Origin of the sequence: Oleomonas cavernae (assembly GCF_003590945.1) — a bacterium.
GTDB lineage: Bacteria > Pseudomonadota > Alphaproteobacteria > Zavarziniales > Zavarziniaceae > Zavarzinia > Zavarzinia cavernae.
Genome location: NZ_QYUK01000011.1, coordinates 2663659 through 2690200, shown reverse-complemented (window position 1 = coordinate 2690200; position 26542 = coordinate 2663659). Strand labels below are relative to the sequence as shown.

The window sequence follows — 26542 nt, the reverse complement described above, 5'->3', positions numbered from 1 at the left end:
CTCCCGCCGCTTGCGCGTCGGGCCCCTCCCTCTCCCCGCAAGCGGCGGAGAGGGAAACTACCCGCGCCGGTAGTCGGCGGGCTTGATGTCGTATTTCGCCAGCTTGTCGTAGAAGGTCTTGCGCGGCAGGCCCAGGGTCTCGATGCAGGCGGCGACATTGCCCTGGTGGGCGGTCAGGGACTCGTGCAGCAGGCGGGCCTCGAAGGCGGCGACCTGGTCGGGCAGGTTCTGCGGCGGCGTGGCCGGGCCCGGGGCGTCGGCGATCAGGCCCAGGGCGGCGCGCTCGGCATAATGGGCCAGTTCGCGGACATTGCCGGGCCAGTCATGCCCCATCAGGTGCGTGCGGATCGTGGCGCCGATCGCGGGCCGTTCGCGGCCGTGGCGGCGGGCGGCGCGGTCGAGGAAATGCTCGAACAGCAGGGGCACGTCCTCGCGCCGTTCGCGCAGGGGCGGGATGACCAGGGTTACCACATCCAGGCGATAGGCGAGGTCGGCGCGGAATTCGCCGCGTTTCGCCGCCTCGTTCAAGGAGACCTTGGTGGCGGCGATCACGCGCATGTCGATGCGGCGGGCCTCGTTGCTGCCCAGCGGCACCACCTTGCGGTCCTCCAGCACGCGCAGCAGCTTGGTCTGCAAGGCCATGGGCATGCTCTCGATCTCGTCGAGGAACAGGGTGCCGCCGTCGGCATGTTCGATCTGGCCGACACGCTTCTTGGCCGCCCCGGTGAAGGCGCCGGCCTCGTGGCCGAACAACTCGCTGTCGATCACGCTCTCGGGCAGGGCGCCGCAGTTCAGCGCGACCAGCCGGCGCTGGCGCCGCTTGCCCCATTGGTGCAGGGCCTGGGCCACCAGTTCCTTGCCCGAGCCGGTCTCGCCCAGCACCAGCACGTCGACGTCGAGATCGGCCAGGCTGCGGATCTGTGCCCGCAGGCGTTCCATGGCGGGGGCAGCACCCAGCAGGGGCAGGTCGCCGGTGGCACCGTCCAGGGCGGCCCGCAGGCGGCGGTTTTCCATCACCAGGCGGCGCTTCTCGGCGGCGCGGGTGACGCTCTCGATCAGGCGCGCGGCGGGATAGGGCTTGGAGATGAAGTCATAGGCGCCATCGCGCAGGGCCCCACCGCCATCTCGATGTCGCCGTGGCCGGTGGCCAGGATCACCGGCAGGTCGGCATCCAGGGCATGCAGGCGACGGAACAGCTCGATCCCGTCCATGCGCGGCATGCGGACGTCGCTGACCACGGCGCCGGGGAAACGGGCATCCAGGTGCTCGAGCGCGGACAGGGCCGAGTCATAGGTCTCGACCTCGAAGCCGGCCAGGGCCAGGCTCTGCGCGCCGGCCCGGCGGACATCTTCCTCGTCGTCGATGAAGGCGACGCGCATCGGCTCGTTCTCGCTCATGCTCGCGGCAGCCTCACCGTAAAGACCGCGCCGCCGCCCTCGCTGTTGGCGACGCTCATGGTGCCCCCGAAATCATTGACGATATCGCTCGAGATGACGAGGCCCAGGCCCAGCCCCGCCGGCTTGGAGGTAACGAAGGGCGTGAACAATTGCTCCAGGATCTCCGGGGCGATGCCGCCGCCGTTGTCCTCGACCTCGATCTGCACGGTTTCCCGGTCGGCGCAAACCGTGATCGTGATTGCCGGCACCGCCTGGTCGGCCACGGCGTCGAGGGCATTTTGCAGCAGGTTGACCAGGACCTGCTCCAGGCGCACCGGATCGCCCGAGACCGCCGGTTCACCCTCCGGGCCGCGGCGGATGATCTCGGCGCCCTGGCGCCGGATGCGATGCCCGGTCAGCAGCAGGGCGCCGTCGATCGCGGCATTGACCGAGACCAGGCCCTGCTTGTGCGTGGCCCGGCGCGAGAAGTTGCGCAACTGCCCGGTGATCGAGCCCACCCGTTCGGTCAGGGCGGCAATCAGCCCCAGGTTTTCGCGCGCGGCACGGCTGTCGCCCCGGTCGATGAAGACGCCGGCATTGTCGGCATAGGCGCGGATCGCGGCCACCGGCTGGTTGATCTCGTGGGCGACGCTGGCCGAGATCTGGCCCAGGATCGCCAGGCGGTTGGCCTGGGCCAGTTCGTCTTGTAACTGCTGGCGTTTCTGATCGGCCCGGCGCCGCTCGTCCATCTCGGTCGAGAGCCGGTCGTTGACGGTGGTCAGGTCCTGCGTGCGGGCCGCCACCTGGCGCTCCAATTCGGCGCGGGTGGCCTCGTCGAAGGCCCGGCGTTCCAGGGCGCGGCGGCGCCGGCGCAGGAAGATCCCCGCGGGCACCATGGCGACCAGCACGGCAAGGCCGGCAATCAGCGAGGCGCCGGCCTCCGCCCGGCCCAGGGCGGGCTGCACCGCCGCATAGAGGTGCAGTGTCCAGTCCGTGGTCGGCACGGGCAGGGCCGCTTCGGCATAGACCGCATTGTCGAGGCGGACCAGGTCGTTGTCCAGCCGCTGCAAGGGCAGGGGATCGAGCGGGGCATCGCCGAACTGCAGGCTGGCGCGCAGGCCGATGCGCGCCGCCTCGGGGATCGGGGCCAGGGTGCGGAAGCGCCAGTGGGCATGATCGGACAGCATCACGATGCCTTGCGGGTCGGTGACCAGCACCGGCGTGTGGTCGCCCACCCAATCGGCCTCGACCGCGTCGAATTCCACCTTGATGACGATGACGCCCAGGCCCGCGCCGACGCGCCGGGCCAGGTACAGGCCGGGGCGGTGGCTGACCGTGCCCATGGCGAAATACTCGGCCGCGCCGGTCTGCGTGGTCTGGCTGTAATAGGGGCGGAAACTGTAGTCGAGGCCGACGAAGCTGGTCGAGGTGCGCCAGTTGCTGGCGGCGATCGCCCGGCCGCCGGCGTCGATCAGATAGATCACGCCGACCCTTGTGCCGGTGCTCAGGCCCTCGAATTTTTCGTTCATCGCCCGCACCAGGGCGGCATCGCCGGGGCGTGCCAGGGCGGCCGCCACGTCGGGATCCTGGGACAGGACCAGGGGCAGGGAGCGGTGCCGTTCGATCTCGCTGCGCAGCACAGCGACCTTCAGCCGGGCCGCGGTGCCGGCCTGGGCACGCAGGGTCGCCAACGCGGCCTCGCCGGCGCGCGAGCCGGCCACCACCGCGGCGCCGGCGACCAGCAGGGCGCCTAAGATGAAGAACACCAGCCATTCGCGCCGCGCCCGTGCCACCAGGGCGGGGGCCTGTGCCGAATTCCGCCCAATGCTGGCGCGGGTTGTGTGGAATGCCGCACAGCCGACCTTTCGCCGCCCCGGTAGAGATCCATGAGATCAAGCAATTTCAACAGCTTGGCCACTGTCGTAACGCGAATTGCGGCTTGGCACAACGCTTGCGAACAGGGGGCCTAGCCGGTCAACCAAGGCCGGGCAGGGAGGATACCATGGCGAGCTTTGCCACGGCCCAAGGGCCAAAAACCAAGCGCGGTCTGCACCGCAGCCTTTATTTCCAGGTTCTGGTGGCAGTCGCCATCGGCATCCTGCTGGGCCATTTCGAGCCCGAGCTGGGCGCCTCGCTGAAGCCGCTGGGCGACGGCTTCATCAAGCTGGTGAAGATGATCATCGCGCCGGTGATCTTCCTGACCGTGGTGACCGGCATCGCCGGTTCGGGCGACCTGCGGAAGGTCGGCCGGGTGGGCGCCAAGGCCTTCATCTATTTCCTGATCTTCTCCACCCTGGCGCTGATCGTCGGCCTGGTCGTCGGCAATGTGGTGCAGCCCGGCTATGGCCTGCACATCGACCCCGCCACCCTGGACGGCAAGGCGGTCGCCGACTATGCCCAGAAGGCGCACGACCAGTCGATCGTCGGCTTCCTCCTGAACATCATCCCGACCACGCCGTTCAGCGCGCTGGCCTCGGGCGAGATCCTCCAGGTGCTGTTCTTCTCGGTCCTGTTCGGCGTCGGCCTGGCCTTGACCGGCGACAAGGGCAAGCCCGTGACCGACCTCTTGAAGTCGGTGTCGCACGCGGTCTTCGCGGTGGTGAACATCCTGATGAAGGCCGCCCCGATCGGTGCCTTCGGCGCCATGGCCTTCACCATCGGCAAGTACGGCATCGGCTCGGTCGTCAACCTCGCCATGCTGGTCGGCACCTTCTATGTCACGGCGATCATCTTCGTGCTGGGCATCCTGGGCGCCGTGGCGCGGGCCAACGGCTTCTCGATCCTGCGCCTGATCCGCTACATCAAGGGCGAGCTGCTGCTGGTGCTGGGCACCTCGTCGTCCGAATCCGCGCTGCCCGCGGTGATGGACAAGCTGGAGCGGGCGGGCTGCTCGCGCTCGGTGGTCGGCCTGGTGGTGCCCACCGGCTATTCCTTCAACCTGGACGGCACCAACATCTACATGACCATGGCGGCCCTGTTCATCGCCCAGGCGACGGACATCCACCTGTCGCTGGGCGACCAGCTCCTGCTGCTGCTGGTGGCCATGCTCTCGTCCAAGGGGGCCGCCGGCGTCACCGGCTCGGGCTTCATCACCCTGGCTGCCACCCTGTCGGTCATCCCTTCGGTGCCGGTGGCCGGCATGGCCCTGATCCTCGGCGTCGACCGCTTCATGTCGGAGTGCCGGGCCCTGACCAACTTCATCGGCAATGCGGTGGCCGCGATCGTGGTCGCCCGCATGGAAGGCGAGTTGGACAAGGACCAGCTCGACCGCGCCCTGTCGGGCCAGCCGATCCCCGAACTCGACGACGAGCTGGTGCCGGCCTACAGCAAGGCGGCCGCCGAGTAGCAACCCCTTCGCGTCGCCTGCCGGCCTCAAGCCGATAATCCGGCCCCCCTTCGGCCGGCCGGCAGGTGGCGCGATACCCGACGAGTCAGGCCGGGTCGAGCAATCTCGGTCCCGGCCCTTCGCCTGCCAGCTCGTCCCACGGGTTGCGCAGGCGGCAGACCTCGATCGAGAGGCAGCCGCAGCCGATGCAATCGTCGAGCTGGTCGCGCAACCGGGTCAGGGTGGCGATCCGGTCGTCCAGTTCCGCCCGCCAACGCCCAGACAATCGATGCCAGTCCGCCGCGGTGGGGCGTGCCCCGCGGGCAGGGCCGCCAGCGCCTCGCCGATCGCGGCCAGTGAAATCCCCAGGCGCTGCGCCACCTTGATGACCGCGACCCGGCGCAGCACCTCGCGGCGATAGCGGCGCTGGTTGCCCTGGCTGCGGTTGCTGTGGATCAGGCCCTTGGCCTCGTAGAAATGCAGGGTGGAGACGGCGACGCCGCTGCGGGCCGCGACCTCGCCCACCGTCAATTCCTTGCCGAAGGGATGGGTCATGCGCTTGGCCCCATTTTCCGTTTGACCTCAAGTTAACTTGAGGTTTTAGGGTCTCAAGGCTCGGATTGCAACGGTCGGGAGGCCATCGTGTCGGATGTCGTGTGGCTCAAGCAGCTTAAAGAGGCGGATCAATCGCGGCGAGTTTACCGCGTCGATAAATTCGTGGTGCCCCAGGCCGCGCGGCCGGAGTTCCTGGCCAAGATCCGCGAGACCCACGCGATGCTGGCGACCCTGCCCGGCTTCGTCCGCGATGTCGTGCTGGAGCAGTGCGGCGGCCCGGGCGAGTTCAACCTGGTGACGCTGGTCGAATGGGAAAGCGCCGAGGCCTTCGAGGAGGCCAAGGCCGCGGTCTGGTCGCGCCACGCCCGGATGAAGTTCGATCCCCATGCCATGTTCGCCAGGCTCGGCATCCGCGCCGATCTCGGCAACTACGCGGCCCTGGCGTCCTGACGCCGGCAGGGGCGCCGTGCGTCCTTCGAGACGGCCCTTCGGGCCTCCTCAGGATGAGGAAAATCTTTTTGGCACAAAGGTTTACCTCATCCTGAGGAGCCATGCGAAGCGTGGCGTCTCGAAGGACGCACGATGCCCGTCCCACGCCCCTGCCGTCGCGGCTTTGTGGGGTTTGTTTCATCGTGGTGTAAGAAATCGCTTTCCTGCATCCTTCTTTTGGGTATTTTTACCCCAACTGACAAATTGTCGGAATTACCGGCAAGGCGGGAGGAGCGGCGAGAAGCCATGTACGACTATATCATCATCGGCGCCGGCTCGGCCGGCAGCGTCATGGCCAATCGCCTGTCGGCCAATCCCAATACCAAGGTCTTGCTGCTGGAAGCCGGCCCGACCGACCGCCACTGGTCGGTGCAGATGCCCTTCGGCGTGGTCGCCCTGATGAAGTCCAAGCAGCGCAACTGGGGCTTCCACACCGTGCCCCAGAAGAACATGGCCGGACGTGAGATGTTCTGGCCGCGCGGCAAGACCCTGGGCGGCTCGTCCTCGATCAATGCCATGATCTATACCCGTGGCCACCGCGACGATTACAACGACTGGGCGGCCCTGGGCCTGACCGACTGGTCCTACGATCGCGTCCTGCCCTATTTCAAGCGGGCCGAGCACAACGAGCGCATCACCGACCAGTACCACGGCAACTTAGGCCCCCTGAACGTCACCGACCCGCGCAACCCCAATGCGCTGTGCCCGCTCTATCTCGAAGCCGGTCAGCGCTGGGGCCTCAATCTCACCACCGATTTCAACGGCGCCGACCAGGAGGGGGTGGGTTACTACCAGCTCACCCAGAAGGACGGCCAGCGTTACTCGGCCGCCAAGGCCTATCTGTGGGATCTCAACCGCGACAATCTGACCATCGAGACCGGTGCCCATGTCATGGGTATCGAACTCGATGGCAAGCGGGCGCGGGGCGTGCGTTTCCGCCAGGGCAAGAAGGGCGAGCGCTACGAGGAAGCGGCCCAGGCCGTCATCCTGTGCGGCGGCGCGATCAATTCGCCCCAGCTTCTGCAACTGTCGGGCATCGGCGACCCGGCCGACCTGACGGCGGCGGGCGTGGCGGTCAAGCACGCGCTGCCCGGCGTGGGCAAGAACCTGCGCGATCACCTGGACATCACCCTGCAGCAGCGCACCAGGACCAGCGAATCCTACGGCTTCTCATGGCGCATGAGCTATCGCGGGGTGATGGGCCTCTATAATTACTTCACCCAGCACCGCGGCATCTTCACCACCAATGTGGCCGAGGCCGGCTGCTTTGCCCGCACCAACGAAGGCGATCCGCGCCCCGACGTGCAGATGCACTTCATCCCGGCGATCCTGGAGAACCACGGCCTGACCATGAAGTTCGGCCACGGCTTCTCGACCCATGCCTGCCAGCTTCGCCCCCAGTCGATCGGGCGGATCTGGATCAAGTCGGCCGATCCCTTCGCCGACCCGGCGATCGATCCCAACTATCTCGATCACCCGGAAGACGTCGCCTGCATGATCCGCGCCTTCAAGCTGTCGCGCGACGTGATCCAGGACCAGGTCTTCGCCGACAAACGCGGGCGTAACCACGACTTCCACTGGGAAGCGGTGAAGACCGATGCTGAGATCGAAGCCTATCTGCGGCAATGGGCCGAGACGGTCTACCATCCCGTCGGCACCTGCAAGATGGGCCTCGACGACATGGCCGTGGTCGACCCGGAAGGCCGCGTCCACGGCATCGACGGCCTGCGCGTGATCGACGCCTCGATCCACCCCACCCTGATCGGCGGCAACACTAACGCGCCCACGATCATGACGGCGGAGAAGATCTCGGAATACATGCTGGGCAGCAACGCCGCCTATTCCCGCGTGGCGGCGTGACGGGATCCGCTTCCAAAGTGGTGTCTCGCACCAGCGCTCTGCGTCCTTCGACAGGCTCAGGATGAGGGGAATCTTTGTGGCACAAGGACTTTCCTCTTGGTGAGCCTGTCGAACCACGCTTGGCGGCCGTCCGGGATGACCATGGAGTAACCCGGGCCGGCGCCCCATGAACCGGGGGCCGGGCGGAGGATACACGCAAGACCTGTCAATTTCTACGCGCGGCAACCTCGGCGCCGGTATTCGCCCCCGGCCGGCCGGGCGGGCTGGGGCGCAGCCCGGCCAGGAAGCGCGTGGGGCCGAAGGGGCGGACCACGAAGTGATAGGTCGCGAAGGTGATCGCTGCGGCGCCTGTGCAGATCACCGCCGCCTTCAGCCACAGGTTCCAGTCCAGCGGCACGATGATGAAGGCGAGCGCCACCACCGGCAGGTGGTGCATGACATAGAGCGGCAGGGTCGCCTCGCCCATGTAGCGGTCGAAGGCGGTGCGCTGGCGCCCCATGTAACGCCCCAGGCCCAGCAGGCCGGCGACCAGGCACCAGGCGGCGACGCCGTGGCCGGCCCGGGCCAGCGCCGGCAGCGTCGCCTCGCCCCAGTAGAACAGGGCGAAGGCGCCGAGCCCGGTCGCCAGCAACAGCTTCCAGCGGTCGGCGATGGCCTGTTCGATGCGGGGTTCGCGGGCGACGATGGCGCCCATCAGGAAGAACACCACCTCGCCCGCGATATTGGCCCAGTCGCCGAACAGGTTGGGCAGGTCGCCGAAGATCGGGCGCAGGGCGACCTCGACCGCGGCGCACAGGAGCGCCGGCACCACGATCCAGGCCCAGCCGCCGCGCATCCGGTCGTAGGCGCGGGCGATATGGCGCAGGACGAAGGCGAAGACCAGCGAGAACAGCAGCAGGTAGATGATGAACCACAGGTGCGACCAGGTGAACTGGTTCAGCCGGGTGAAGAAGCGCACGTAGAAGCTCAGGAAATCGAGGTCGAAGGGGCCTGGTTGCTCGACCAGGCCGCTGGGCCGCAGGTCGATGCCCGACCGGCGTTCGAGATATTTGATGACCGGCGCGAACAGGATCAGGCCGACCAGCAGGGGCGGCAGCAGGCGCAGGAAGCGGGTCTTGAGGAAGGTCAGGACGCTGCGCGAGCCCAGCGCCGTCACCGCCGCGAAACCGGCGATGAAGAAGAACAGCGGCATGCGCCAGACGTGGCAGAAGGCGGCGAAGAGATCGAGCACGCCCGATTCGACCGCGTTCTTGATGTGATAGGCGGGGTCGTGGTCGAACACCTTGGCCGTGTGGAACGGAAACTGGATGAGGCAGGCGCAGATGCGCAGCAGGTCCAGTTCGCGCCGGCGGCGCCCGGCCGGGAAGGCGCGCTCATGCCGGGCGGAACAGGCGCGGCAGGAACATGCCCGCGCGCCGGCGATAGGCGCTATAGTCGGCCCCAAGCGGGCTGTCGGCGAATTTCGCTTCCTCGCGCAGGGCGGCGGCGGCAAAGCAGGCCCCCATCAGGATCACGGTGGGGATCAGCCACAGTTCCTTGGCGGCGATCACCCCGGCGATCCAATAGAGCAGGTAGGCGGTATAGAAGGGGTGGCGGACGAAATTATAGGGCCCGGCCGTCAGCAGGAACTGCGGCTGGTCGGCGGAAAAGGCCACCGACAGGCGCTGCCGCCGGGTGGTCGAGACGGCCCAGAGATAGAGCGCGGCCGAGATGGCGTAGAGCACCAGCGCGGCGATGAAACTGCCCCAGCTTGCCCGTTCGTCGGTGATCTCGGCGATATGGACGCCGGTCACGATGCCCGACAGCACGGCGACGACGCGCATCGGCCAGGGCGTGCCTTCGGGGCGGCGGAACAGCACGACATAGCCGACGGTGAAGCCGACGAAGATCACGCAGGCGACGACGAGCAGGATATGTTGGGGCAGATGCATGCAGTCTCGATTCTCTCAGGCCTATGTTTTTTGTAAGGCCGATCGTAAACGGCGCGGACTATAGGGGCAGGTAATCGGCCTGCAAAGCCGCGACCGTCCCTGTCCGCAAGAAACAAGGTTGCACCGTTGCCGGCCAAGACACATGTTGCGTGTAAGTCAGCTCATACTGCTCAAAAGATGATGCCGATACCTGGATTGCCGCTTGTTCGCCGCCTTCGCGCGCTTATTCCACTCTGTGCCGCCCTGCTGCTGGCTGCCTGTGCGTTGCAGCTTCCCGTGTCGACGGAACGGGCGACGCAGTTCGAGGAATTCGGCGACAATCCCGGCAACCTGGACATGCTCGCCTATATCCCGGCCAATCTGAAGCCCGGCGCGCCGCTGGTGGTCGCCTTGCACCATTGCTTCCAGATGGCCGAGGAATATGCCGACGAGGTGGGCTGGCTGACCCTGGCCGACAAATACGGTTTTGCCGTGCTGCTGCCGCAGCAGAGTGTCTTCAACGATCCCAACTATTGCTTCCAGTGGTTCAACGCCTGGCAGCAGGACGCCAAGGGGGACGAGCCCGCCTCGATCCACGCCATGATCGTCTCCATGCTGCAGGCCTATGGCCTCGACCGGCACCGGGTGTTCGTCACCGGCCATTCGGCCGGGGCAGCATGGCGCTGATCCTGATGGCCGGCTATCCCGACCTGATCGCCGGCGGCGGCGTCTTCGGCAGCCTGCCGGTCGGCCAGTCCAGCGTCGTGCTGACGGCGCCGGTCGCAATGGCCGGCATCGGCACCAGCGAGCCAGAGGCCCTGGCAGCACGCATCACCGGGCAGACCGACTGGCGCGGCCCCTGGCCGGTCCTGTCGGTCTGGCAGGGCCAGGACGATCCGATGGTGGCGCCCTCCAACGGGCCCAGGGTGCGCGATCAGTGGCGTGGCTTGATGGGCCTTGCCGATGTTGCCCCGACCGTGGACCGCATCGGACCCTATCGGCGTGAAACCTGGGTCGGGCCCGACGGCCGCGGCCTGCTGCAATATGTGGCGCTGGACGATATCGGCCATTCCGTGCCGGTCGCCGCCGCTGCCGGCTGTGGCCGCAAGCCCCGGGGGTGACCCAACTGGTCAGCGATGTCGGCGTCTGTTCGTCGCTCGAACTGCTGCGCTTCTGGGGCATTGTGAACTAGGCTGCGGGCACGACGAGCATTGGGGTCGCGCCATGTATCAGCCGGCACACCACCGGGAAGACCGCCTCGCGGTTCAGCACGCGCTGATCGGCAGCCATCCCCTGGGCCTGCTGGTGACGGCGGGGCCAGGCGGGCTGATGGCCAACCCGATCCCGTTCCTGGTCGATCCCGGGCGGTCGCCCTTGGGCACGCTGCGTGCCCATTGCGCCCGTGCCAACCCGCAGTGGCGGGAACTCGACAAGGTCGACGAATGCCTGGTCGCGTTCCAGGGGCCGCAGGCCTATGTCTCACCGTCGTGGTACGCGACGAAGGCCGAGACCGGCAAGGTCGTGCCGACCTGGAACTACATCACCGTCCAGGTCCGGGGGCGGCCCCGGCTGGTCGACGACCCGGTGTGGCTGCGCCAGCAGATCGGCGATCTCACCCGGTCGCAGGAGACGGGGCGCCCCGATCCCTGGGCAGTCGAGGATGCGCCGGCCGAGTATCTCGCGACCATGATCCGAGGCATCGTCGGCATGGAAATCCCGATCGCGCGCATCGAGGGCAAGTGGAAGGTCAGCCAGAACCGCACGGCCGAAGACCGAGCCGGCGTCGCCGCCGGGCTGCGCGCCGACGATGCCGCGGCGGCCATGGCCGATCTGGTCGCGGCCTGGCGCGGCGCGGCCGACTAGTTGTCGGTGGTGGGAACCTTAAGGGCCGACGCCGGCGCCCAGCCCGCCGTACCGCTGGATTGCGCCACCAGGATCCAGCCGGCCTGATCGTCCAGGATCAGCAGGCGCTGATGGCCGGCCGGCAGGCGGGCCACCACGGCACACTCACGCTTGCCGCAGCGGCGCAGGGCGATGCCTTGGCCACCGACCTCGACCTCGCGGATCGGGGCCTGGGCGGTGCGCGGCGTCCGCAGCTCGGCCGTCGGCCGGTCCAGCCGCAGTGCCTCGGCCGACAGGAGGGCGTCGCCCGGTTCGACCTCGCCGCTCAGGGGAAAGGCCGCGGATCCGAACAATGCCGTGGCATAGGCGCTGACCACGGGGTGGTCGCAGGGGGCGAGGTCGGCCAGGGCGAGGCGGGCGCTCCATCCGGCGGCCGGCAGGTTCGGGTGTTTGCGGGCGATGTCGGCGCGCGTGCCGCTGACCGGCACGCTGGCGACCACCCGGTCGCAGGCGACCAGCAGGACGTCGGACATGCGCAGGCCCAGGTTGATGTCGCCCGCCCAGCCCGACAGGGTCACGACGCCGCCCTCGACATGGCTCTTGTCGATCGCCCCGACGGCCCCGCCGTTCGAGATGGTCCACAGCCAGATCGGATAAGTGTTGTCGCCCGCGCGCGAATCGACGGCGACCAGCGGCCCGGATGCGACGGCCGGGGCCGGTTGCTGCGGCGGCGCCAGAACCAGATCGAGGCCGGCCCGGCTCTGCTCGATCGTGGAGGCCGCCGGTGACGGTTCGGCCGTCGGTGCCATCGGCTCGTCCATGAGGATGAGCGCGCCGGCGGCGACGGCAACGAGCAGAAGCAGAAGGATGCGGAGAGGCGGCATGGTGGCGAAGGGGCAACACTGGCGATGAAAGGCAAGCTTTAACCCAGCTTGGCGCGGCGGTCGAGGCTTGCACCACCCGAATCATCGGCCGATGATCGCGAAAATTTGTCCTGGCGTGCCATGGACCCTCAACCAGACACCGAAATGCCCCTTTGGACCGCGCCCGCGGCCTCCTCCCTCGACCGCCGGTCGCTGCTGCGCCTCGGCCTGAGCGGCTTTGCCTTGGCAGCCGGCGGCATTCGTCCCGCCAGCGGGCAGCAGGCCCGCTATCTCCGCATTGCCACGGGCAGTGCCGCCGGCACGTATTTTCCGGTCGGCGAGACCATGGCCCGCCTGCTCAGCCACCCGCCGGGCCTGCCGCCCTGTGATCCCGGCGCCGCCTGCGGGGTGCCTGGTCTGATCGCGACCTCGGAAACCAGCGAAGGCTCGGTTGCCAATGTCCAGGCGGTGGCCGGTGGTGCGGTCGAGACCGCCCTGGCCCAGGCCGATGTCATTTCCTGGGCGCAGACCGGCAGCGGCCTGTTCGCGGACAAGCCGGCGATGGCCAACCTGCGGGTGATCGCCAATCTCTATGCCGAGAGCATGCACCTCGTGGTTCGCCGCGATGCCAAGATCGCCTCGGTCAAGGATCTGAAAGGCAAGCGCGTCTCGCTCGACCGGCCCGGCTCGGGCTCGCGGGTCGACGCCCTGCTGATCCTGGCCGCACACGGCATCAAGCAAAGTGCGCTCAAAGTGTTCGAACTGGGGCCGTCACAGGCCTCGGATGCGCTGGCCGGCGGCGAAATCGACGCGTTCTTCTTTCTGGGCGGCGCACCTGCGGCAACCGTGCTCGACATCGCCGGGGGCGACCAGATCGACCTGGTGCCGATCGCCGGCGAGGTCCGCGACAAGCTGCTTTCCCAGGCCCGCTACTTCACGGCGACAGTGATCCCGGCCGGGACCTACCCCGGGATCGGCGAGACCCCGACCTTGAGCGTCGGCGCCCAGTGGATCTGCGCGGCCGAGCGCAACGAAGAGCTGATCTACGACATCACCCGCAGCCTGTTCGACCCGGTCAACCGCCCGGTCCTGGAAGCGAGCCACCCCAAGGCCGCGGAAATCTCCCTGGCCAATGCCACCCGGGGCATCGCGGTGGCGCTGCACCCGGGCGCCATCCGCTTCTACCGCGAGATGGGCATCACCCTGCCGCCCAACGCCATCTGACCTCAAATCGCGGCCTCGGCCCGGGCACCTTCCGCCCAGGCCATGTAACTGGGATGGTGCGACGCCACCTCGAGATAGGCCCGGGCCGCGGGCGATACCCGCAGGTCGTAGGTGATGAAGCGGCTGACCACGGGCGCGAACATGGCATCGGCCAGGCTCCAGGCGCCGAACAGATAGGGGCCGCCCTGGCCCCACTGCCTGCGGCAGTCGTTCCACAAGGCGTCGATCCGGGTGATGTCGCCCAGGCATTGATCGCTGATCGGGTGATTCGCGAAACGGGCGAGCATGTCCATCGGGCATTCGTTGCGCAGCGCGCCGAAGCCCGCGTGCATCTCCGCCCCCGCGGCGCGGCAGACCGCACGGGCGACCGGATCCTGGGGCAGGATCGGGGTCTTGGCGTTCTCCGCCGCCCACTCGCAGATCGCGATCGATTCGCCGATCGCGACGGCGCCCAGCTTCAGCGCCGGCACCTTGCCGGCGGGCGAATGGCGCAGGATTTCGGCCTTGCTGGTCTCGGTCCGCAGCTTGATCCTGACCTCGTCGAAGGCGATGCCGGCGGCATGGAGGGCGACCCAGGGCCGCATCGACCAGGACGACAGGTTCTTGTCCCCGATGACCAGAACGGGGATCGGCGTCTCGACCATGGGCAGGGCTCCACTCGATGGCTAAAGTGGGCAACAGGCAACCCTGCCCCGAGTCGTTGTGCAAGCCCCCTTCCGCGAATGCCAGACCAGCGAAGCCCCGCAATGCCCCAGACCGAACCCGTCAGCCTCGCCTTGCCCCTGCCGCTGGTCGCCAGCCGCGATTTAGCCGTGCCGATTCACTGCCTGACCAAGGGCGGGCTGGACGCCCTGGCCGACCGCGTGCCCCCCTTCGCCCTGGCCTGGGCCAGGAGTGCCGGGTTCGACGGCAAGGCGGGCAGCCACCTGATGGTGCCCGGCCCCGACGGCGACCTGGGCCTGGTCCTGTTCGGCATCGGCGGCGCCCAGCAGGAGGCCGAGCCCTATGCCTTCGCCGCCCTGTCGGCCGCCCTGCCGGCCGGCACCTATGAGATTGCGACGCCGCTGGGCCCCCGCGAGGCCAATGCCGCGGTGCTGGGTTGGATCATGGGGCGTTACGCCTTCCGCCGCTACAAGGACGACGACGGCAAGGCGCCACCCCTGCTGGTGCCGCCGATCGGCGCCGATCTCGACCAGGTGCGCCGCACCGCCGAGGCGGTCTACCTGATCCGCGACCTGGTCAATACCCCGGCCAGCGACATGGGGCCGGAAGACCTGGCCGCCGCGGCGATCCGCGTCGCGGCGGTCCACGACGCACGCATCGCCGTCACCGTCGGCGACGACCTGCTCGAGGCCGGCTATCCCATGGTTCACGCGGTGGGGCGGGCGTCGGACCGGGCACCGCGGCTGATCGACCTCAACTGGGGCGAGTCGGATGCGCCGCGCGTCACCCTCGTGGGCAAGGGCGTGTGCTTCGATACCGGCGGGCTGGACCTCAAGCCCTCCGCGGGCATGCTGTTGATGAAGAAGGACATGGGTGGTGCTGCCCATGCCCTGGGCCTGGCCCATATGATCATGGACGCGCAACTGCCGGTGCGCCTGCGCGTGCTGATCCCGGCGGTGGAGAATTCGGTCGCGGGCAACGCCATGCGGCCCGGCGACGTGCTGACCTCGCGCAAGGGCCTGACGGTCGAGATCGGCAATACCGACGCCGAGGGCCGCCTGGTCCTGGCCGATGCCCTGGCCGAGGCGGACGAGGACCGCCCCGACCTGCTGGTCGACTTCGCCACCCTGACCGGCGCGGCCCGCGTCGCCCTCGGCCCCGAGTTGCCCGCCCTGTTCACGCCCGACGACGAGCTGGCGGCGGCGCTGGCCGATCACGCCTTCGAGCAGCGCGATCCCTTGTGGCGCCTGCCCCTGTGGGCGCCCTACGACAAGGGCCTGGAATCGAAGGTGGCCGATCTCAACAACGTCTCCGACGGTCCCTTTGCCGGGGCGATCACGGCGGCCCTGTTCCTCAAGCGCTTCGTCACCGAGACCACGACCTGGGCCCACCTCGACCTCTTCGCCTGGACCGCCAAGCCGGGCCCCGGCCGGCCGGTGGGGGGCGAGGCGATGGTGGTGCGGGCCCTCTTCGCCCTGATCGCCGAACGGTTCCCGGCATGATCGCGTCGGGCACTTTCGACCGGCGCATCGTGCCGGCCCGACCCGACCTCGCCGCGCGCTTTCTGGAGGGCAAGGTCGTGGCCGATCGCTTCGTCGAGGGCGCGCCCTATTACGTCATCGTCGGCCACGCCCCCCTGCGGCCGCGGCCCGAGGCGGCCTGCCCGCTCGATTCGCAGGTGCTCTACGGCGAGACCTTCACCGTCTACGAGGATCGCAAGGATGGCTGGGTCTGGGGGCAGTTGGCGACGGACGGCTACGTCGGCTACGCGCCGCGCGCCGCCCTGGCGCCGGGGGCAGCACCCGAGCCCACCCATGTGGTGGCGGTGCCTCGCACGCACCTCTATCCCGCGCCCGATCTGAAACGCCCCGCCGTCATGGCGCTGAGCCTGGGCAGCCCGCTCTGTGTGGTGGGGGGCAGCGGCGACGGCAAGTGGCTGCAATTGTCCTGCGGTCGCTTCGTCTTCGCGCAGCATGTCGCGCCGATCCACCGGCCATTCGCCGACTGGGTCACGACGGCGCAGGCCTTCCTGGGCACGCCCTATCTGTGGGGCGGGCGCAGCGCCGAGGGGATCGACTGTTCGGGCCTGGTCCAGGCCTGCCTGGGGCGGGCGGGCATCCCCGTGCCCCGCGACAGCGACCTGCAGGCCAAGGCGGGCGTGCCGGTCGACCCCGGCGCGCCGATCGAGCGGGGCGACCTGCTGTGCTACCCGGGCCATGTCGCCTTCGATCGCGGCGACGGCACCGTCATCCATGCCACCGCCGCCGTCATGGGCGTGACGATCGAACCGCGTGTCGCCCTGGAAGCCCGGGTGCGGGCCGAACGGCACACCCCGCCCGGTGCCGAGGCGGTAACGGCGATCCGGCGCTTTGGGAGTCTGACTCTGACGACCTGATCACCGACTCGCTCAGTTCTTCAGCATGGCCGCGTCGATCAGGGCCTGGGTATAGGGCTCCCGGGGGCGGCGATGATGTCGGCGACGGAGCCCTGCTCGACGATGCGGCCGCCCTTCATCACGATCATACGGTGGCTCATGGCACGGACCACCTTCAGATCGTGGCTGATGAACAGATAGGCGAAGCCGCGCCGGGCCTGGAGGTCGCGCAGCAATTCGACGATCTGGGCCTGGATCGAACGGTCGAGGGCCGAGGTCGGCTCGTCCAGCACCACCAGGTCGGGGTCGAGGGCCAGGGCCCGGGCGATCGCCACGCGCTGGCGCTGGCCGCCCGAGAATTCATGGGGAAGCGGTCGATCATGGCGGCGTCGAGGCCGACCTCGGCCAGGGCCGCCTGGACATGGGCGCGGCGCTCGGCTGTGTTGTGCACGATGCCGTGGGCGGCCAGGCCTTCGCCCACCACCTCGCCGATGGTCATGCGCGGGCTCAGACTGCCGTAAGGGTCCTGGAAGACGATCTGGAACGCGCGGCGGCGATGGCGCAAGGCACGCCCCGACAGACTGCGCAGGTCTTCGCCCAGGAACACGATGCGTCCCGTCGAGCGCACCAGGCGCATCAGGGCAAAGCCCAGCGTCGACTTGCCCGAGCCGGACTCGCCGACGATCGCCAGGGTCTCGCCTCGGCGCACGCTGAGCGAGGTCTGGTCGACCGCGATCAGTTCGCTGCGGGCGCGGCCGAACAGGTTGCGCTTGAGGGTGTAGGCGACGCGGATGTCGCTCGCATCCAGCACCACCGGCGCATCCGCCGCGACCGGGCCGGGCAGGCCCTTGGGCTCGGCCTCGATCAGGTGGCGGGTATAGGGGTGCTGGGCCTGGGTGAAGATCTGCTCGGTCGGGCCTTCCTCGACCAGCTCGCCCTTGGTCATGACCAGGACACGGTCGGCATGGCGGCGCACGACGCCCAGATTGTGCGTGATCAGCAGCAGCCCCAGGCCGCGCCGGCGGACCAGATCCTCCAGCAGGTCGAGGATGCGGGCCTCCACCGTCACGTCCAGGGCCGTGGTCGGCTCGTCGGCGATCAGCAGCTTGGGTTCGCCGGCCAGGGCCATGGCGATCATCACCCGCTGGCGCTGGCCGCCCGAGAGTTCGTGCGGGAAGGCGTCGAGCCGCTCGACCAGGGCCTCGAGGCCGACCTCGCGCAGCAGTTCGGCGATGCGGGCGCGTCGCCCGGCGCCATCGAGCGTGGTACGCAGCTCCAGCACTTCGTCGATCTGGCGGCCGATCCGATGCAGCGGGTTCAGCGCCGTCATCGGCTCCTGGAAGATCATGGCCGCCTTGGGGCCGCGGGCATCCCGCAGGGTGGCGTTGTCCGCCCCCACCATCTCGATGCCGTCGAGCAGGATCGAGCCTTTGGGATTGCTGCCCAGGCCGGGCGGCAGCAATTGCAGGACCGAGAGCGCGGTGACCGACTTGCCCGAACCGGATTCGCCGACCACGGCGACGATTTCGCCGGGCGACACCTGAAGGCTGACGCCCTTGACCACGTCGACCGTGCCGTGTTCGGCGCGGAAGCGAACCCACAGGTCCTTGATGGCGAGGATGGGGCTCATGGCCCGCGCCTCGGGTCGAAGGCATCGCGCGTCGCCTCGCCGATGAAGACCAGCAGCGACAGCAGCAGGGCCACGGTGAAGAAGGCCGAGAGCGGAATCCACGGCGCCTGCACCGCCAGGTCCTTGGCCTGCGACAGCAGCTTGCCCAGGGACGGGGCCGATTGCTGCAGGCCGACGCGCAGATAGTCGAGCGAGGTCAAGGTGGAGATCGAGCCGTTCATGACGAAGGGCAGGAAGGTGATGGTGGCGACCAGCGTGTTGGGCAGGACATGGCGCAGCATGATGCGGATGTCGGAGAGGCCCAGCGCCCGTGCGGCGCGGACATAGTCGAAATTGCGCGCGCGCAGCGCCTCGGCCCGTACCAGGCCGACCAGCTCCATCCACGAGAACAACAACATGATGCCCAGCAGCCACAGGAAATTGGGCTCGATCACGCTGGAGAGGATGATCAGCAGGTAGAGCGTCGGCATGCCCGACCAGATCTCGATGAAGCGCTGCATCAGCAAGTCGGTCAGGCCGCCCAGGTAACCTTGCAGCAGGCCGGCCAGCACGCCGATGACGCTGGCGAGCGCGGTCAGCGCCAGGCCGAACAGGATCGAGATGCGGAAGCCGTAGATCAGGGTGGCGACGATGTCATGGCCGTCGTTGTCGGTGCCCAGCCAGTTGAGCGCCGAGGGTGCCGCCGGATAGGGTGCGACCTCGCGCACCACCGTGTCCCAACTGAACGGGATCAGCGGCCAGACCACGGTCGCGCCCTTTTCCTTCAGCAGGTCCAACAGGAAGGGCGCGGTGTAATCGGCCGAGGTTTCGAAATCGCCGCCCAGCTCGGTCTCGGTGTAATCGACCAGGACCGGGAAGTAGTGTGCGCCTTCCATGCCGATGTAGAGCGGCCGGTCGTTGGCGATGAGCTCGGCGAACAGGCTGAGCCCGAACAGGCCCAGGAAGATCCACAGCGACCAGTAGCCGCGCCGGTTGGCCCGGAAGCGCGCCAGCCGCCGGCGGGTGAGCGGGGTAAAGGCGAAGCGGTCCATTACGCCGCCCCCCTCATGTCATCCCGGCGAAGGCCGGGATCCATTCTGGGGCAGCGCGCGATGGCGCAATGGATCCCGGCCTTCGCCGGGATGACGGTTATAAATGGGGTACCGCCCATCACACGTCCCGCCGTTCGAAGTCGATGCGGGGATCGACCAGGGTATAGGTGAGGTCGCTGATGATGCTGGTCACCAGGCCGATCAGCGAGAACAGGTAGAGCGTGCCGAAGACGATGGGATAGTCGCGCTTCTCGGCCGCCTGGAAGCCCATCAGGCCCAGCCCGTCGAGCGAGAAGATGACCTCGATCAGCAGGGACGAGGTGAACATGATGCCGATGAAGGCGGCGGGGAAGCCGGCGATGACGATCAGCATGGCATTGCGGAAGACGTGGCCGTAGAGCACGCGCCCCTCGCTCAGGCCCTTGGCCCGGGCGGTGGTGACATATTGCTTGCCGATCTCGTCGATGAAGGAATTCTTGGTGAGCAAGGTCAAGGTGGCGAAGCCGCCCAGCACGATCGACAGGATGGGCAGCACCATGTGCCAGGCGTAATCGACGAGCTTTCCCCACAGGGAGAGGTCGTGGAAATTGTCCGAGACCAGGCCGCGCAAGGGGAAGATCGACCAGAAGCTGCCGCCGGCAAAGAACACGATCATGAACACGGCGATCAGGAACGAGGGCACGGCATAGCCGACCACCACCACGGCGCTGCTCCACACGTCGAACCGGCTGCCGTCGCGGATCGCCTTGCCGATGCCCAGGGGGATCGAGATCAGGTAGATGAGCAGGGTGCTCCACAGCCCCAGCGAGATCGACACGGGCAGCTTTTCCAGCACCAGGTCGATCACCGGCCGGGCCTGGAAGAAGCTGCGCCCCAGGTCGAAGGTCAGGAAATCGCCGACCATGATGAAGAAGCGCTCGACCAGCGGCTTGTCATAGCCGAACTGCTGTTCCAGTTCCTTGATGAAGCGCGGGTCGAGGCCGCGGGCGCCGCGGTAACGCGAGGCATCACCCCCGCCACCGGTGCCGCCGCCCAGGGTTTCGGCGCCGCCGCTGGACAGGCGCCCCTGCATGGCATTGTCCGACGAGGTATAGCGCGCGATGACCTGTTCCAGCGGCCCGCCGGGGGCAAGCTGGATCACCATGAAATTGATCAGCATGATGCCGAAGATCGTGGGGATGATCAGCAACAGGCGGCGCAGGATATAGATGCCCATCTATGGCGCCTTTCCGGCATCGGTCGCCGCAGCCCGCGCGGCGTCGTACCACCAGGTGTCGAGCACGCCCAGGTCGTAGCGCGGCGGCAGGGGCGGGCGCCCGAAGCGGTCCCACCAGGCGATGTTGCGCTCGCTCTTGTACCATTGCGGGATGATGTACTCGTTCCACATCACCACCCGGTCCAGCGCCCGGGCCGCGGTTTCATAGTCCGGCCGGGTATCGGCCGCGATCACCCGTTCGATCAGGGCGTCGACCACGGGATCCTTGATGCCGGCGAGGTTCTGGCTGCCCGGGCTGTCGGCCGCGCCCGAACCCCACAGGTCGCGCAGTTCGACCGTCGGGGTGGGATCGAGGCCGTAACGCTGGGTCACCACGTCGTAGTCGTAGTTCTGCCGGCGCACGGTGTAACCGGTCGTCTCCATCTCGCGGTATTTGGTGATGAAGCCCAGGCGGTCGAGATTGGCCATGAAGGGCCGGACGATGCGCTCGAACGACGGCTCGTCGAGCAGGAACTCGATCTCGAAGGTCTCGCCCTTCTCGTTCACCAGCCGGCCGTCGGCGATGCGCCAGCCGGCCTGGGCCAGCAGGTCGCGCGCCGCCTTCAGGCGGTCGCGCAATTCGCCCGAGCCATCCGACAGCGGCGGGAAGTAGGGTTCGCCATAGACGCTGTCGGGTACCTTGCCGCGGTACATTTCGAGCAGCGAAAGCTCGGCCGCCGTGGGGCGGCCGTGGGCGGCCAGCGGGGCATTCTCGAAGATCGAGGCCATGCGCTTGTAGGCGCCGAAGAACAGGGCCCGGTTCGACCATTCGAAATCGAAGGCCGAGCCGATCGCCTGGCGCACGCGCATGTCCTGGAACTTGGGCCGCCGCAGGTTCAGGAAGAAGGCCTGGATGCCGGTGGGGCGTTCGTCGGCGACGCTGGCCCGCCGGATCAGGCCCTTGTCGACGGCGGGGCCGGCATAGCCGGTGGCCCACAGGCGCGAGGTGAACTCCTCGCGGAAATCATAGGCCCCGGCCTTGAAGGCTTCGAAATCCACGTCGCGGTCGCGGTAGTAATCGAAGCGGACGCGGTCGAAGTTGAAGCGCCCGCGGTTGACGGGCAGGTCGCGGCCCCAGTAATCCGCCCGCCGCTCGAAGGTGATGCTGCGGCCGGGCTCCACCACCGCCACGCGGTAGGGGCCCGAGGCCAGCGGCGCCTCCAGGCTGGGCATGCCGAAGTCCCGGTCCTTCAGCCAGGCGGCGGCGAGCACCGGCATGGTGGCGATGGCGATGGGCAGGGTGCGTCTGGTGGCGCCGGTGAAAATCACCGTCACGGTCAGCGGGTCGGGGCTCTCGATCGCGCCGATGTCGGCCAGGCGCTGGCGCCACACCGGGTCGCCCTTGGTGCGCAGCGCCTGGGCCGTGGCAGCGACATCCGCCGCCGTGACCGGCGTACCGTCGGCGAAGCGGGCCTGTGCCCGCAGGCGGAAGGTGACGCTCGACAGGTCCGCCGCCACCTCGACCGATTCGGCCAATTGGCCGTAGAAGCTGTCCGGCTCGTCGGCGCTCGCCACCAGCAGGCTATCGAAGGTCAGGTCCAGGCCGCCGTAGAGCAGGCCCATGCCGCTGATCGGCGGCAGGCCGCGGACGATGAAGGGATTGAGCGAATCGAAGGTGCCCAGGGCCGACAGGCGCAGCAATCCGCCCTTGGGGGCATCGGGGTCGACATAGGCGAAGTGGCTGAAATCGGCCGGGTAGCCCAGGTCGCCGAAGGGCGAGAAGCCGTGGCGGGGCTCGCCATGGGCCGCGGCCACGCCCAGCATCAGGGCGAAGGCGGTCAGGATCAGGCGAAGGGCGGCGCGCGACATCGGGCGGGATGATAGCAAGCCGCGCGCGCCGTGAAAGCCACCTCGATTGGGTTTGGCCGGCAATCACGCTATCCTCGCCGCCCTGAGGCAGCGGGCGGAGGCATGGTGGCCGGGACTGACTTGCGTTTCCCGATGATCGAGGGGCGCGACGGCTGGTTGTTTCTGACCGGGCTGCCGGACGGCAGGCAGGATCACTTTGCCTGGTACCGGGACCCGGCCACCCTGTCCCAGGCGGCTTTGCGGCGCTGGGCCGTCGCCCATCGCCGGCGCCAGGCCAAGCTGGCGGCCATGGGGCTGCCGCCGCTGCTCACCGTGGTGGCGCCCGAGGTGGCCTTCGTCTATCCCGAGCAATTGCCCGAGGGCGTCGCCTTCGATCCGCAGCAGTCGCCCTACCGGCGCCTGGCGCGCGAATTCTCGGGCCGGGAACTGGCTTATATCGCCTACCCGATCGCCACCCTGCGCCATGCGCGGGATCGCCGTCCCACCTATCCGCCGCATGATTTCCACTGGACGCAGTGGGGGGCCTACATCGGTTACCGCGCCTTGATGGACATGGTGGTGCGCTACCTGCCGAAGGCCAGGGTGATCATGCCCGCCGAGATCGACTGGGCGTCGCGGCAGATGATCGGCATGCTGGGGGTGCAACTCGAGCCGCCACCCCGCGCGGCACAGCCGGTCGCCCGCATCGAAGCCGGCCAGCCGGCGGCGCAGCAGTTGCGGATACAACTGGAATACGGGCTTTACATGGCTGTCTATGACGGCGGCGATCCCAGCCTGCCGTCAGCGCTGATTTGCATCGATTCCTTTGGCGTCGGCATGGTGCCTTATCTGCGCCGCTCGTTCAGGCGCCTGGTGGTGATGTTCGTCGGCAACCGCATGCTGTTCGATGTAATCGAGCGAGAGGCACCCGATATCGTGCTGCTCGAGCGGGCGGAGTTCATGCTCGTCCCCTCGGGGACGGACGACGAGACGGTCGACGCGCACATCATCATCGATGATCTGCACAGCGCCGATCCGGCTGAAGCCGCCGCTGCCCGCGGTGTGCGCAAGCTGATCGGGGAGAAGAAATACGCCGAGGCGGCTGCCGCGGCGGCAGATGTCTGCGCGCAATGGCCGGCCGCCAGCCACCACTATTTCCGCGCGGCGGCCCTGAACGCGGCCGGCCTTGCGGGGGAGGCCGCTGCCGCCTGCCGCGATGCCCTGGCCCAGGATCCGGCCACGGCCGCCATCCACGAGATGCTGGGCGACCTGCTACGGGCCGAGGGTCGCGGCGACGAGGCCCTGGAGCATTACCGGGCGGCGATCACGCTCAAGCCGGCGGCCCCGCGGCCCCGGCTGTTGGCGGCGCGCGTGCTCCAGCAGCAGGGGCGCCTGGACGAGGCGCAAGAACAGGTCCGGGCCGGGCTTGCGGCTGCGCCCGACGAGGCCTTCCTGCACAATGAACTCGCCGCGATCCTGCACACGCGCGGGGAACATCAGGCGGCCTATGACGCGGTATTGCAGGCGCTCTCGCTGGATGAAACCAATCCCGGCTACTGGCACCTGGCCGCGACCATCAGCTTCAAGCTGGCGCGTTGGCGTGAGTCGGTGGCCAACCTGGAACGCTATACGACCCTGGCGCCGGCGCAGGCGGCCAGCGTCGAACCGTTCCTGGCCGCGGCGCGCCAGGCGGTGGCGCGGCTCAACCCCTGAGGGCGGCGTTCTTGGCCGGATCGAACCACCAGGTATCGGGGAAGCCGGTGGCGTAGCGCGGCTGCGTGTCGGGGCGGCCGAAACGGTCCCAGACGGCGATGCGGTCGATGGCCGAATACCAGTGCGGCACGACGTAGTAACCCCAGGACAACACGCGGTCCAGGGCACGGCAGGCGGTGACCAGGCCCTCGCGGTCGGTGGCGAAGATGATCTTGTCGATCAGCACGTCGACGACCGGATCCTTGATCCCGATCAGGTTACGGCTGCCGTCGAGATCGGCGACCGCGCTGCCCCAGAATTCCCGCTGCTCGTTGCCGGGCGACAGGGATTGCCCAAACACGTTCACGATGACGTCGAAGTCGAACTTGTTGGTCCGCTGGATATATTGCGGCGGATCGACACTGCGAATGTTCGCCGCGATGCCGAGTTGTGTCAGGTTCTTGATATAGGGCTCGACGACCCGCTCGAAGGTCGAATCGTCGAGCAGGAATTCGATGGTCAGCGGCTGGCCGCCGCCATCGACCAGCTTGCCGCCCTTCACGGTGTAACCCGCCTCGGTCAGCAGTTGCTTGGCCCGGCGCAGCAGGGCGCGGTCCTGGCCCGAGGCGTCGCTGACCGGCACCGTGAATTCGCTGGTGAACAATTCCGGCGGCAGCTTGTCGCGGAACGGTTCCAGTAGCGCCAGTTCGGCGCCTTGAGGCAGGCCGGTGGCGGCCATTTCGGAATTGGCAAAGTAGCTGGTGGTGCGGGTATAGGCGCCATAGAACAGCGCCTTGTTGGTCCATTCGAAATCGAAGGCGAAGCCCAGGGCCTGGCGCAGCTTGGCATTCTGGAACTTGGGCTTGCGGATGTTCAAGACGAACGCCTGCATGCCCGCGGGGTTGTTGTCGGGCAGTTCCAGCTTCTTGACCTTGCCCGCCGTCACCGCCGGGAAAGTGTAGGCGGTCGCCCACAGCCGCGCCACGCGCTCGACGCGGGCATCGAGCGCGCCGCTCTTGAACGCTTCCATGTTCGCCGTTTCGTCGCGGAAGTAGTCGTAGCGCAAGCGGTCGAAATTGTTCAGGCCGCGGCTGACGGGCAGGTCGCGGCCCCAGTAGTCGGCCACCCGTTCCAGCACGAGGGCGCGCCCGGCGTCGACCCGCCCGATGCGATAGGGCCCCGATCCCAGGGGGACATCGAGGCTGGGAATGGCAAAGTCGCGGCCTTCCCAATAGCGGCGGGGCAGGGCGACCAGTTGCCCCATGATCAGCGGCAGTTCACGGTTGCCCGGCTGATCGAAGATGAAGCGCAGGCCATGCTCGCCCACGGCTTCCGCCTTGGCGACATTGGCGTAGTAGCTGCGATAGAAGGGGTGGCCCTTGGTCTTCAGGGCTTCCAGGCTGAAGATCAGGTCCGCCGCGGTGACCGGCGTGCCGTCGTGGAACCTGGCCTGGGGCCGCAGGGTGTATTCGACAAAGGCGCTGTTGGGTCCGACGCTGATCGATTCCGCCAGCAGGCCATATTCCGAGAAAGGTTCGTCCTGGGCCTGAACGGTCAGGGTATCGTAGATGGCGCCCGCACCCGCGGCGGGATCGCCCAGGACGATGAACGGGTTGAGCGAATCGAAGCTGCCCAGCACGCCCAGCCGCAATTCCCCGCCCTTGGGGGCGTCGACGTTGACATAGTCGAACTGGGTGAAGCCGGCGGGGTATTTGAGGTCGCCGTGCATGGCGAGGCCGTGGACCGGCGCCTGGGCAAAGGCCCGGCGCGTGAGCAGCGGGCCAAGCAATGGCGTGGCGGCGAGGGCGGCGAGCAGGCTGCGGCGGGAAAGTCCGGATGCCGTCATGCCCGCCGCCTCATCAGTCTATGGCGTCGGCAGCGGCACGGGCGAATCGGCCAGGGTGCGCAGGTAGGCGAGCAGGTCGGCGCGGTCCTGCGGCTTCTTCAAGCCGGCAAAGCCCATCTTGGTGCCCGGGACGTAATCCTTGGGCGAGCGCAGGAAGGTATAGAGCGCCTCGTAGTCCCAGCTGCCGGGCTTGGCCTTCATGGCCTCGGAATAGGCGAAGCCTTCCATGTGGCCATGCTTGTTGCCGACGATCCCGTAGAGGTTCGGGCCGACCTTGGCGGCACCGCCCTTGTCGACCGTGTGGCACGAGGCGCACTTGGCGAACTGCTTCTGGCCGTTCTCGGCCGAAGCCGAGGCCAGGAGGGTCGCGACCGGCGGATCCTGCGGCGCTGCCTCGGCAGGCCCGGCTTGCGCGGTCGTCGCCGCTTCCTCGACGCCCTCGACCACATAGGCCGGCTTGTCGAGATGATGCGGCGACACCAGGGCGTCGCCGACGTTGCCGATGACCAGAAGCACCAGGACACTGCCCAGCACCGCACCGGCGATCTTATTAAACTCGAAGGAATCCATTGCCCTCGTCCCCTCTGACCAGGATGTACGAACCCCGGCAGGCGCGCGGAGATTAGCCGTTTCCAAGCAAAGGGCGCAACCCGTATAAGGTTGTGCGATCGCCGCGGAAACTGGCGCCCCGGAAACTGGCGCCAAGCCGGTGCGCAATCGCCGTGTCACGTTGCCGCAGCGCTTCCCGGCGCCCGTCCAGGCGAGGTCATGCCCGCGTTGCATCAGGCCCGTACGGCCGGCCGCACTGGTCGGCGGCGT

Annotated in this window: 22 protein-coding genes and 2 pseudogenes; 10 read left to right on the top strand and 14 right to left on the bottom strand. The window is 68.2% G+C overall.

Annotated features, from left to right (window positions below; genetic code table 11):
* Positions 1–57 precede the first annotated feature (57 nt).
* The 3 genes from D3874_RS16735 to D3874_RS16730 are packed head-to-tail and all read right to left on the bottom strand — an operon-like array spanning position 58 to position 3169.
* The gene (locus tag D3874_RS16735) at positions 58–1014 is read right to left on the bottom strand and encodes a sigma-54 interaction domain-containing protein (RefSeq protein ID WP_338016758.1); all 957 of its coding nucleotides are present in this window, start codon (positions 1012–1014) and stop codon (positions 58–60) included.
* 41 nt (positions 1015–1055) lie between these two features.
* Positions 1056–1397 carry a response regulator gene (locus tag D3874_RS31635; RefSeq protein WP_338016727.1) on the bottom strand — a complete coding sequence of 114 codons (342 nt, stop codon included), beginning with the start codon at positions 1395–1397 and terminating at the stop codon, positions 1056–1058.
* Positions 1394–3169, bottom strand: a complete 1776-nt coding sequence (locus D3874_RS16730; RefSeq protein WP_119779092.1) for a sensor histidine kinase — start codon at positions 3167–3169, stop codon at positions 1394–1396. The genes D3874_RS31635 and D3874_RS16730 overlap by 4 nt, the downstream gene beginning before the upstream one ends.
* Positions 3170–3378: 209 nt before the next feature.
* Here D3874_RS16730 and D3874_RS16725 point away from each other — a divergent pair, with 209 nt between their 5' ends.
* Positions 3379–4722 (top strand): dicarboxylate/amino acid:cation symporter, encoded by a 1344-nt coding sequence (locus tag D3874_RS16725; RefSeq protein WP_119779091.1) that lies wholly within the window; start codon positions 3379–3381, stop codon positions 4720–4722.
* Between the two features lie 85 nt (positions 4723–4807).
* Here the strand turns inward: D3874_RS16725 and soxR are convergent.
* Positions 4808–5256 (bottom strand): annotated as a pseudogene (soxR, locus tag D3874_RS16720) (redox-sensitive transcriptional activator SoxR).
* A gap of 87 nt (positions 5257–5343) precedes the next feature.
* On the opposite strand from soxR, the gene D3874_RS16715 reads away from it, so the two are divergent.
* The gene (locus D3874_RS16715; RefSeq protein WP_199699101.1) at positions 5344–5706 is read left to right on the top strand and encodes an antibiotic biosynthesis monooxygenase; all 363 of its coding nucleotides are present in this window, start codon (positions 5344–5346) and stop codon (positions 5704–5706) included.
* 285 nt (positions 5707–5991) lie between these two features.
* Positions 5992–7605 carry a GMC family oxidoreductase gene (locus tag D3874_RS16710; protein ID WP_119779090.1) on the top strand — a complete coding sequence of 538 codons (1614 nt, stop codon included), beginning with the start codon at positions 5992–5994 and terminating at the stop codon, positions 7603–7605.
* Between the two features lie 205 nt (positions 7606–7810).
* On the opposite strand, the gene D3874_RS16705 is transcribed toward D3874_RS16710, so the two are convergent.
* A complete protein-coding gene (locus D3874_RS16705) occupies positions 7811–9049 on the bottom strand; it encodes an acyltransferase family protein (RefSeq protein ID WP_158596070.1) in 1239 nt (412 codons plus the stop codon).
* Positions 8979–9536, bottom strand: a complete 558-nt coding sequence (locus D3874_RS16700; protein WP_119782331.1) for a methyltransferase family protein — start codon at positions 9534–9536, stop codon at positions 8979–8981. Before D3874_RS16700 ends, D3874_RS16705 begins: the two co-directional genes overlap by 71 nt.
* Positions 9537–9812: 276 nt before the next feature.
* Here D3874_RS16700 and D3874_RS16695 point away from each other — a divergent pair, with 276 nt between their 5' ends.
* The 3 genes from D3874_RS16695 to D3874_RS16685 all read left to right on the top strand — a co-directional run bounded on the left by D3874_RS16695 (position 9813) and on the right by D3874_RS16685 (position 11378).
* Complete coding sequence (locus tag D3874_RS16695; RefSeq protein WP_158596069.1) at positions 9813–10202, top strand: alpha/beta hydrolase family esterase; 390 nt, start codon at positions 9813–9815, stop codon at positions 10200–10202.
* The gene (locus D3874_RS16690) at positions 10193–10636 is read left to right on the top strand and encodes a hypothetical protein (protein WP_119779087.1); all 444 of its coding nucleotides are present in this window, start codon (positions 10193–10195) and stop codon (positions 10634–10636) included. The genes D3874_RS16695 and D3874_RS16690 overlap by 10 nt, the downstream gene beginning before the upstream one ends.
* 103 nt (positions 10637–10739) lie before the next feature.
* Positions 10740–11378, top strand: coding sequence for an FMN-binding negative transcriptional regulator (locus D3874_RS16685; RefSeq protein WP_119779086.1), 639 nt, complete (start codon positions 10740–10742; stop codon positions 11376–11378).
* Here D3874_RS16685 and D3874_RS16680 read toward each other — a convergent pair.
* The gene (locus tag D3874_RS16680) at positions 11375–12166 is read right to left on the bottom strand and encodes an SH3 domain-containing protein (RefSeq protein ID WP_147385699.1); all 792 of its coding nucleotides are present in this window, start codon (positions 12164–12166) and stop codon (positions 11375–11377) included. The genes D3874_RS16685 and D3874_RS16680 overlap by 4 nt on opposite strands.
* 219 nt (positions 12167–12385) lie before the next feature.
* Between D3874_RS16680 and D3874_RS16675 the strand changes: the two genes are divergently transcribed.
* Positions 12386–13444, top strand: coding sequence for a TAXI family TRAP transporter solute-binding subunit (locus D3874_RS16675; RefSeq protein ID WP_158596068.1), 1059 nt, complete (start codon positions 12386–12388; stop codon positions 13442–13444).
* Between the two features lie 2 nt (positions 13445–13446).
* Here the strand turns inward: D3874_RS16675 and D3874_RS16670 are convergent, their stop codons facing one another.
* Positions 13447–14088 carry a glutathione S-transferase family protein gene (locus tag D3874_RS16670; protein WP_119779083.1) on the bottom strand — a complete coding sequence of 214 codons (642 nt, stop codon included), beginning with the start codon at positions 14086–14088 and terminating at the stop codon, positions 13447–13449.
* A gap of 102 nt (positions 14089–14190) precedes the next feature.
* Between D3874_RS16670 and D3874_RS16665 the strand changes: the two genes are divergently transcribed.
* Entirely contained in the window at positions 14191–15609 is a 1419-nt protein-coding gene (locus D3874_RS16665; RefSeq protein WP_199699100.1) for a leucyl aminopeptidase family protein, read from the top strand.
* The gene (locus D3874_RS16660) at positions 15606–16502 is read left to right on the top strand and encodes a C40 family peptidase (protein WP_119779082.1); all 897 of its coding nucleotides are present in this window, start codon (positions 15606–15608) and stop codon (positions 16500–16502) included. The genes D3874_RS16665 and D3874_RS16660 overlap by 4 nt, the downstream gene beginning before the upstream one ends.
* A 311-nt stretch (positions 16503–16813) precedes the next feature.
* Here the strand turns inward: D3874_RS16660 and D3874_RS16655 are convergent.
* The 4 genes and pseudogenes from D3874_RS16655 to D3874_RS16640 all read right to left on the bottom strand — a co-directional run.
* A pseudogene (locus D3874_RS16655) lies at positions 16814–18111 on the bottom strand (ATP-binding cassette domain-containing protein); the annotation flags it as partial.
* Positions 18108–19142: an ABC transporter permease gene (locus D3874_RS16650; protein ID WP_119779081.1), complete on the bottom strand. Its 1035-nt coding sequence runs from the start codon at positions 19140–19142 to the stop codon at positions 18108–18110. The gene D3874_RS16650 and the pseudogene D3874_RS16655, both read right to left, overlap by 4 nt.
* 118 nt (positions 19143–19260) lie before the next feature.
* Positions 19261–20358, bottom strand: coding sequence for a microcin C ABC transporter permease YejB (locus D3874_RS16645; RefSeq protein WP_119779080.1), 1098 nt, complete (start codon positions 20356–20358; stop codon positions 19261–19263).
* Positions 20359–22206 carry an extracellular solute-binding protein gene (locus tag D3874_RS16640; RefSeq protein ID WP_119779079.1) on the bottom strand — a complete coding sequence of 616 codons (1848 nt, stop codon included), beginning with the start codon at positions 22204–22206 and terminating at the stop codon, positions 20359–20361. It lies immediately after the preceding gene.
* 102 nt (positions 22207–22308) lie between these two features.
* Between D3874_RS16640 and D3874_RS16635 the strand changes: the two genes are divergently transcribed.
* A complete protein-coding gene (locus D3874_RS16635) occupies positions 22309–23898 on the top strand; it encodes an alginate O-acetyltransferase AlgX-related protein (protein WP_119779078.1) in 1590 nt (529 codons plus the stop codon).
* On the opposite strand, the gene D3874_RS16630 is transcribed toward D3874_RS16635, so the two are convergent.
* Both D3874_RS16630 and D3874_RS16625 read right to left on the bottom strand, forming a co-directional pair.
* Entirely contained in the window at positions 23888–25723 is a 1836-nt protein-coding gene (locus D3874_RS16630) for an extracellular solute-binding protein (RefSeq protein WP_119779077.1), read from the bottom strand. The two genes, D3874_RS16635 and D3874_RS16630, sit on opposite strands and share 11 nt — an antisense overlap.
* An 18-nt stretch (positions 25724–25741) precedes the next feature.
* On the bottom strand, positions 25742–26293 hold the full coding sequence (locus D3874_RS16625; RefSeq protein ID WP_119779076.1) for a c-type cytochrome: 552 nt from the start codon (positions 26291–26293) through the stop codon (positions 25742–25744).
* Positions 26294–26542 lie beyond the last annotated feature (249 nt).

What these genes read in the sequence shown, in the direction of transcription:
- D3874_RS16735 (WP_338016758.1), bottom strand. Translation starts at nt 1,014, where the DNA reads ATGGAAAACCGCCGCCTGCGGGCCGCCCTGGACGGTGCCACCGGCGAC.
- D3874_RS31635 (WP_338016727.1), bottom strand. Translation starts at nt 1,397, where the DNA reads ATGAGCGAGAACGAGCCGATGCGCGTCGCCTTCATCGACGACGAGGAA.
- D3874_RS16725 (WP_119779091.1), top strand. Translation starts at nt 3,379, where the DNA reads ATGGCGAGCTTTGCCACGGCCCAAGGGCCAAAAACCAAGCGCGGTCTG.
- D3874_RS16710 (WP_119779090.1), top strand. Translation starts at nt 5,992, where the DNA reads ATGTACGACTATATCATCATCGGCGCCGGCTCGGCCGGCAGCGTCATG.
- D3874_RS16700 (WP_119782331.1), bottom strand. Translation starts at nt 9,536, where the DNA reads ATGCATCTGCCCCAACATATCCTGCTCGTCGTCGCCTGCGTGATCTTC.
- D3874_RS16690 (WP_119779087.1), top strand. Translation starts at nt 10,193, where the DNA reads ATGGCGCTGATCCTGATGGCCGGCTATCCCGACCTGATCGCCGGCGGC.
- D3874_RS16685 (WP_119779086.1), top strand. Translation starts at nt 10,740, where the DNA reads ATGTATCAGCCGGCACACCACCGGGAAGACCGCCTCGCGGTTCAGCAC.
- D3874_RS16680 (WP_147385699.1), bottom strand. Translation starts at nt 12,166, where the DNA reads ATGGCACCGACGGCCGAACCGTCACCGGCGGCCTCCACGATCGAGCAG.
- D3874_RS16675 (WP_158596068.1), top strand. Translation starts at nt 12,386, where the DNA reads ATGCCCCTTTGGACCGCGCCCGCGGCCTCCTCCCTCGACCGCCGGTCG.
- D3874_RS16670 (WP_119779083.1), bottom strand. Translation starts at nt 14,088, where the DNA reads ATGGTCGAGACGCCGATCCCCGTTCTGGTCATCGGGGACAAGAACCTG.
- D3874_RS16665 (WP_199699100.1), top strand. Translation starts at nt 14,191, where the DNA reads ATGCCCCAGACCGAACCCGTCAGCCTCGCCTTGCCCCTGCCGCTGGTC.
- D3874_RS16660 (WP_119779082.1), top strand. Translation starts at nt 15,606, where the DNA reads ATGATCGCGTCGGGCACTTTCGACCGGCGCATCGTGCCGGCCCGACCC.
- D3874_RS16650 (WP_119779081.1), bottom strand. Translation starts at nt 19,142, where the DNA reads ATGGACCGCTTCGCCTTTACCCCGCTCACCCGCCGGCGGCTGGCGCGC.
- D3874_RS16645 (WP_119779080.1), bottom strand. Translation starts at nt 20,358, where the DNA reads ATGGGCATCTATATCCTGCGCCGCCTGTTGCTGATCATCCCCACGATC.
- D3874_RS16640 (WP_119779079.1), bottom strand. Translation starts at nt 22,206, where the DNA reads ATGTCGCGCGCCGCCCTTCGCCTGATCCTGACCGCCTTCGCCCTGATG.
- D3874_RS16635 (WP_119779078.1), top strand. Translation starts at nt 22,309, where the DNA reads ATGGTGGCCGGGACTGACTTGCGTTTCCCGATGATCGAGGGGCGCGAC.
- D3874_RS16630 (WP_119779077.1), bottom strand. Translation starts at nt 25,723, where the DNA reads ATGACGGCATCCGGACTTTCCCGCCGCAGCCTGCTCGCCGCCCTCGCC.
- D3874_RS16625 (WP_119779076.1), bottom strand. Translation starts at nt 26,293, where the DNA reads ATGGATTCCTTCGAGTTTAATAAGATCGCCGGTGCGGTGCTGGGCAGT.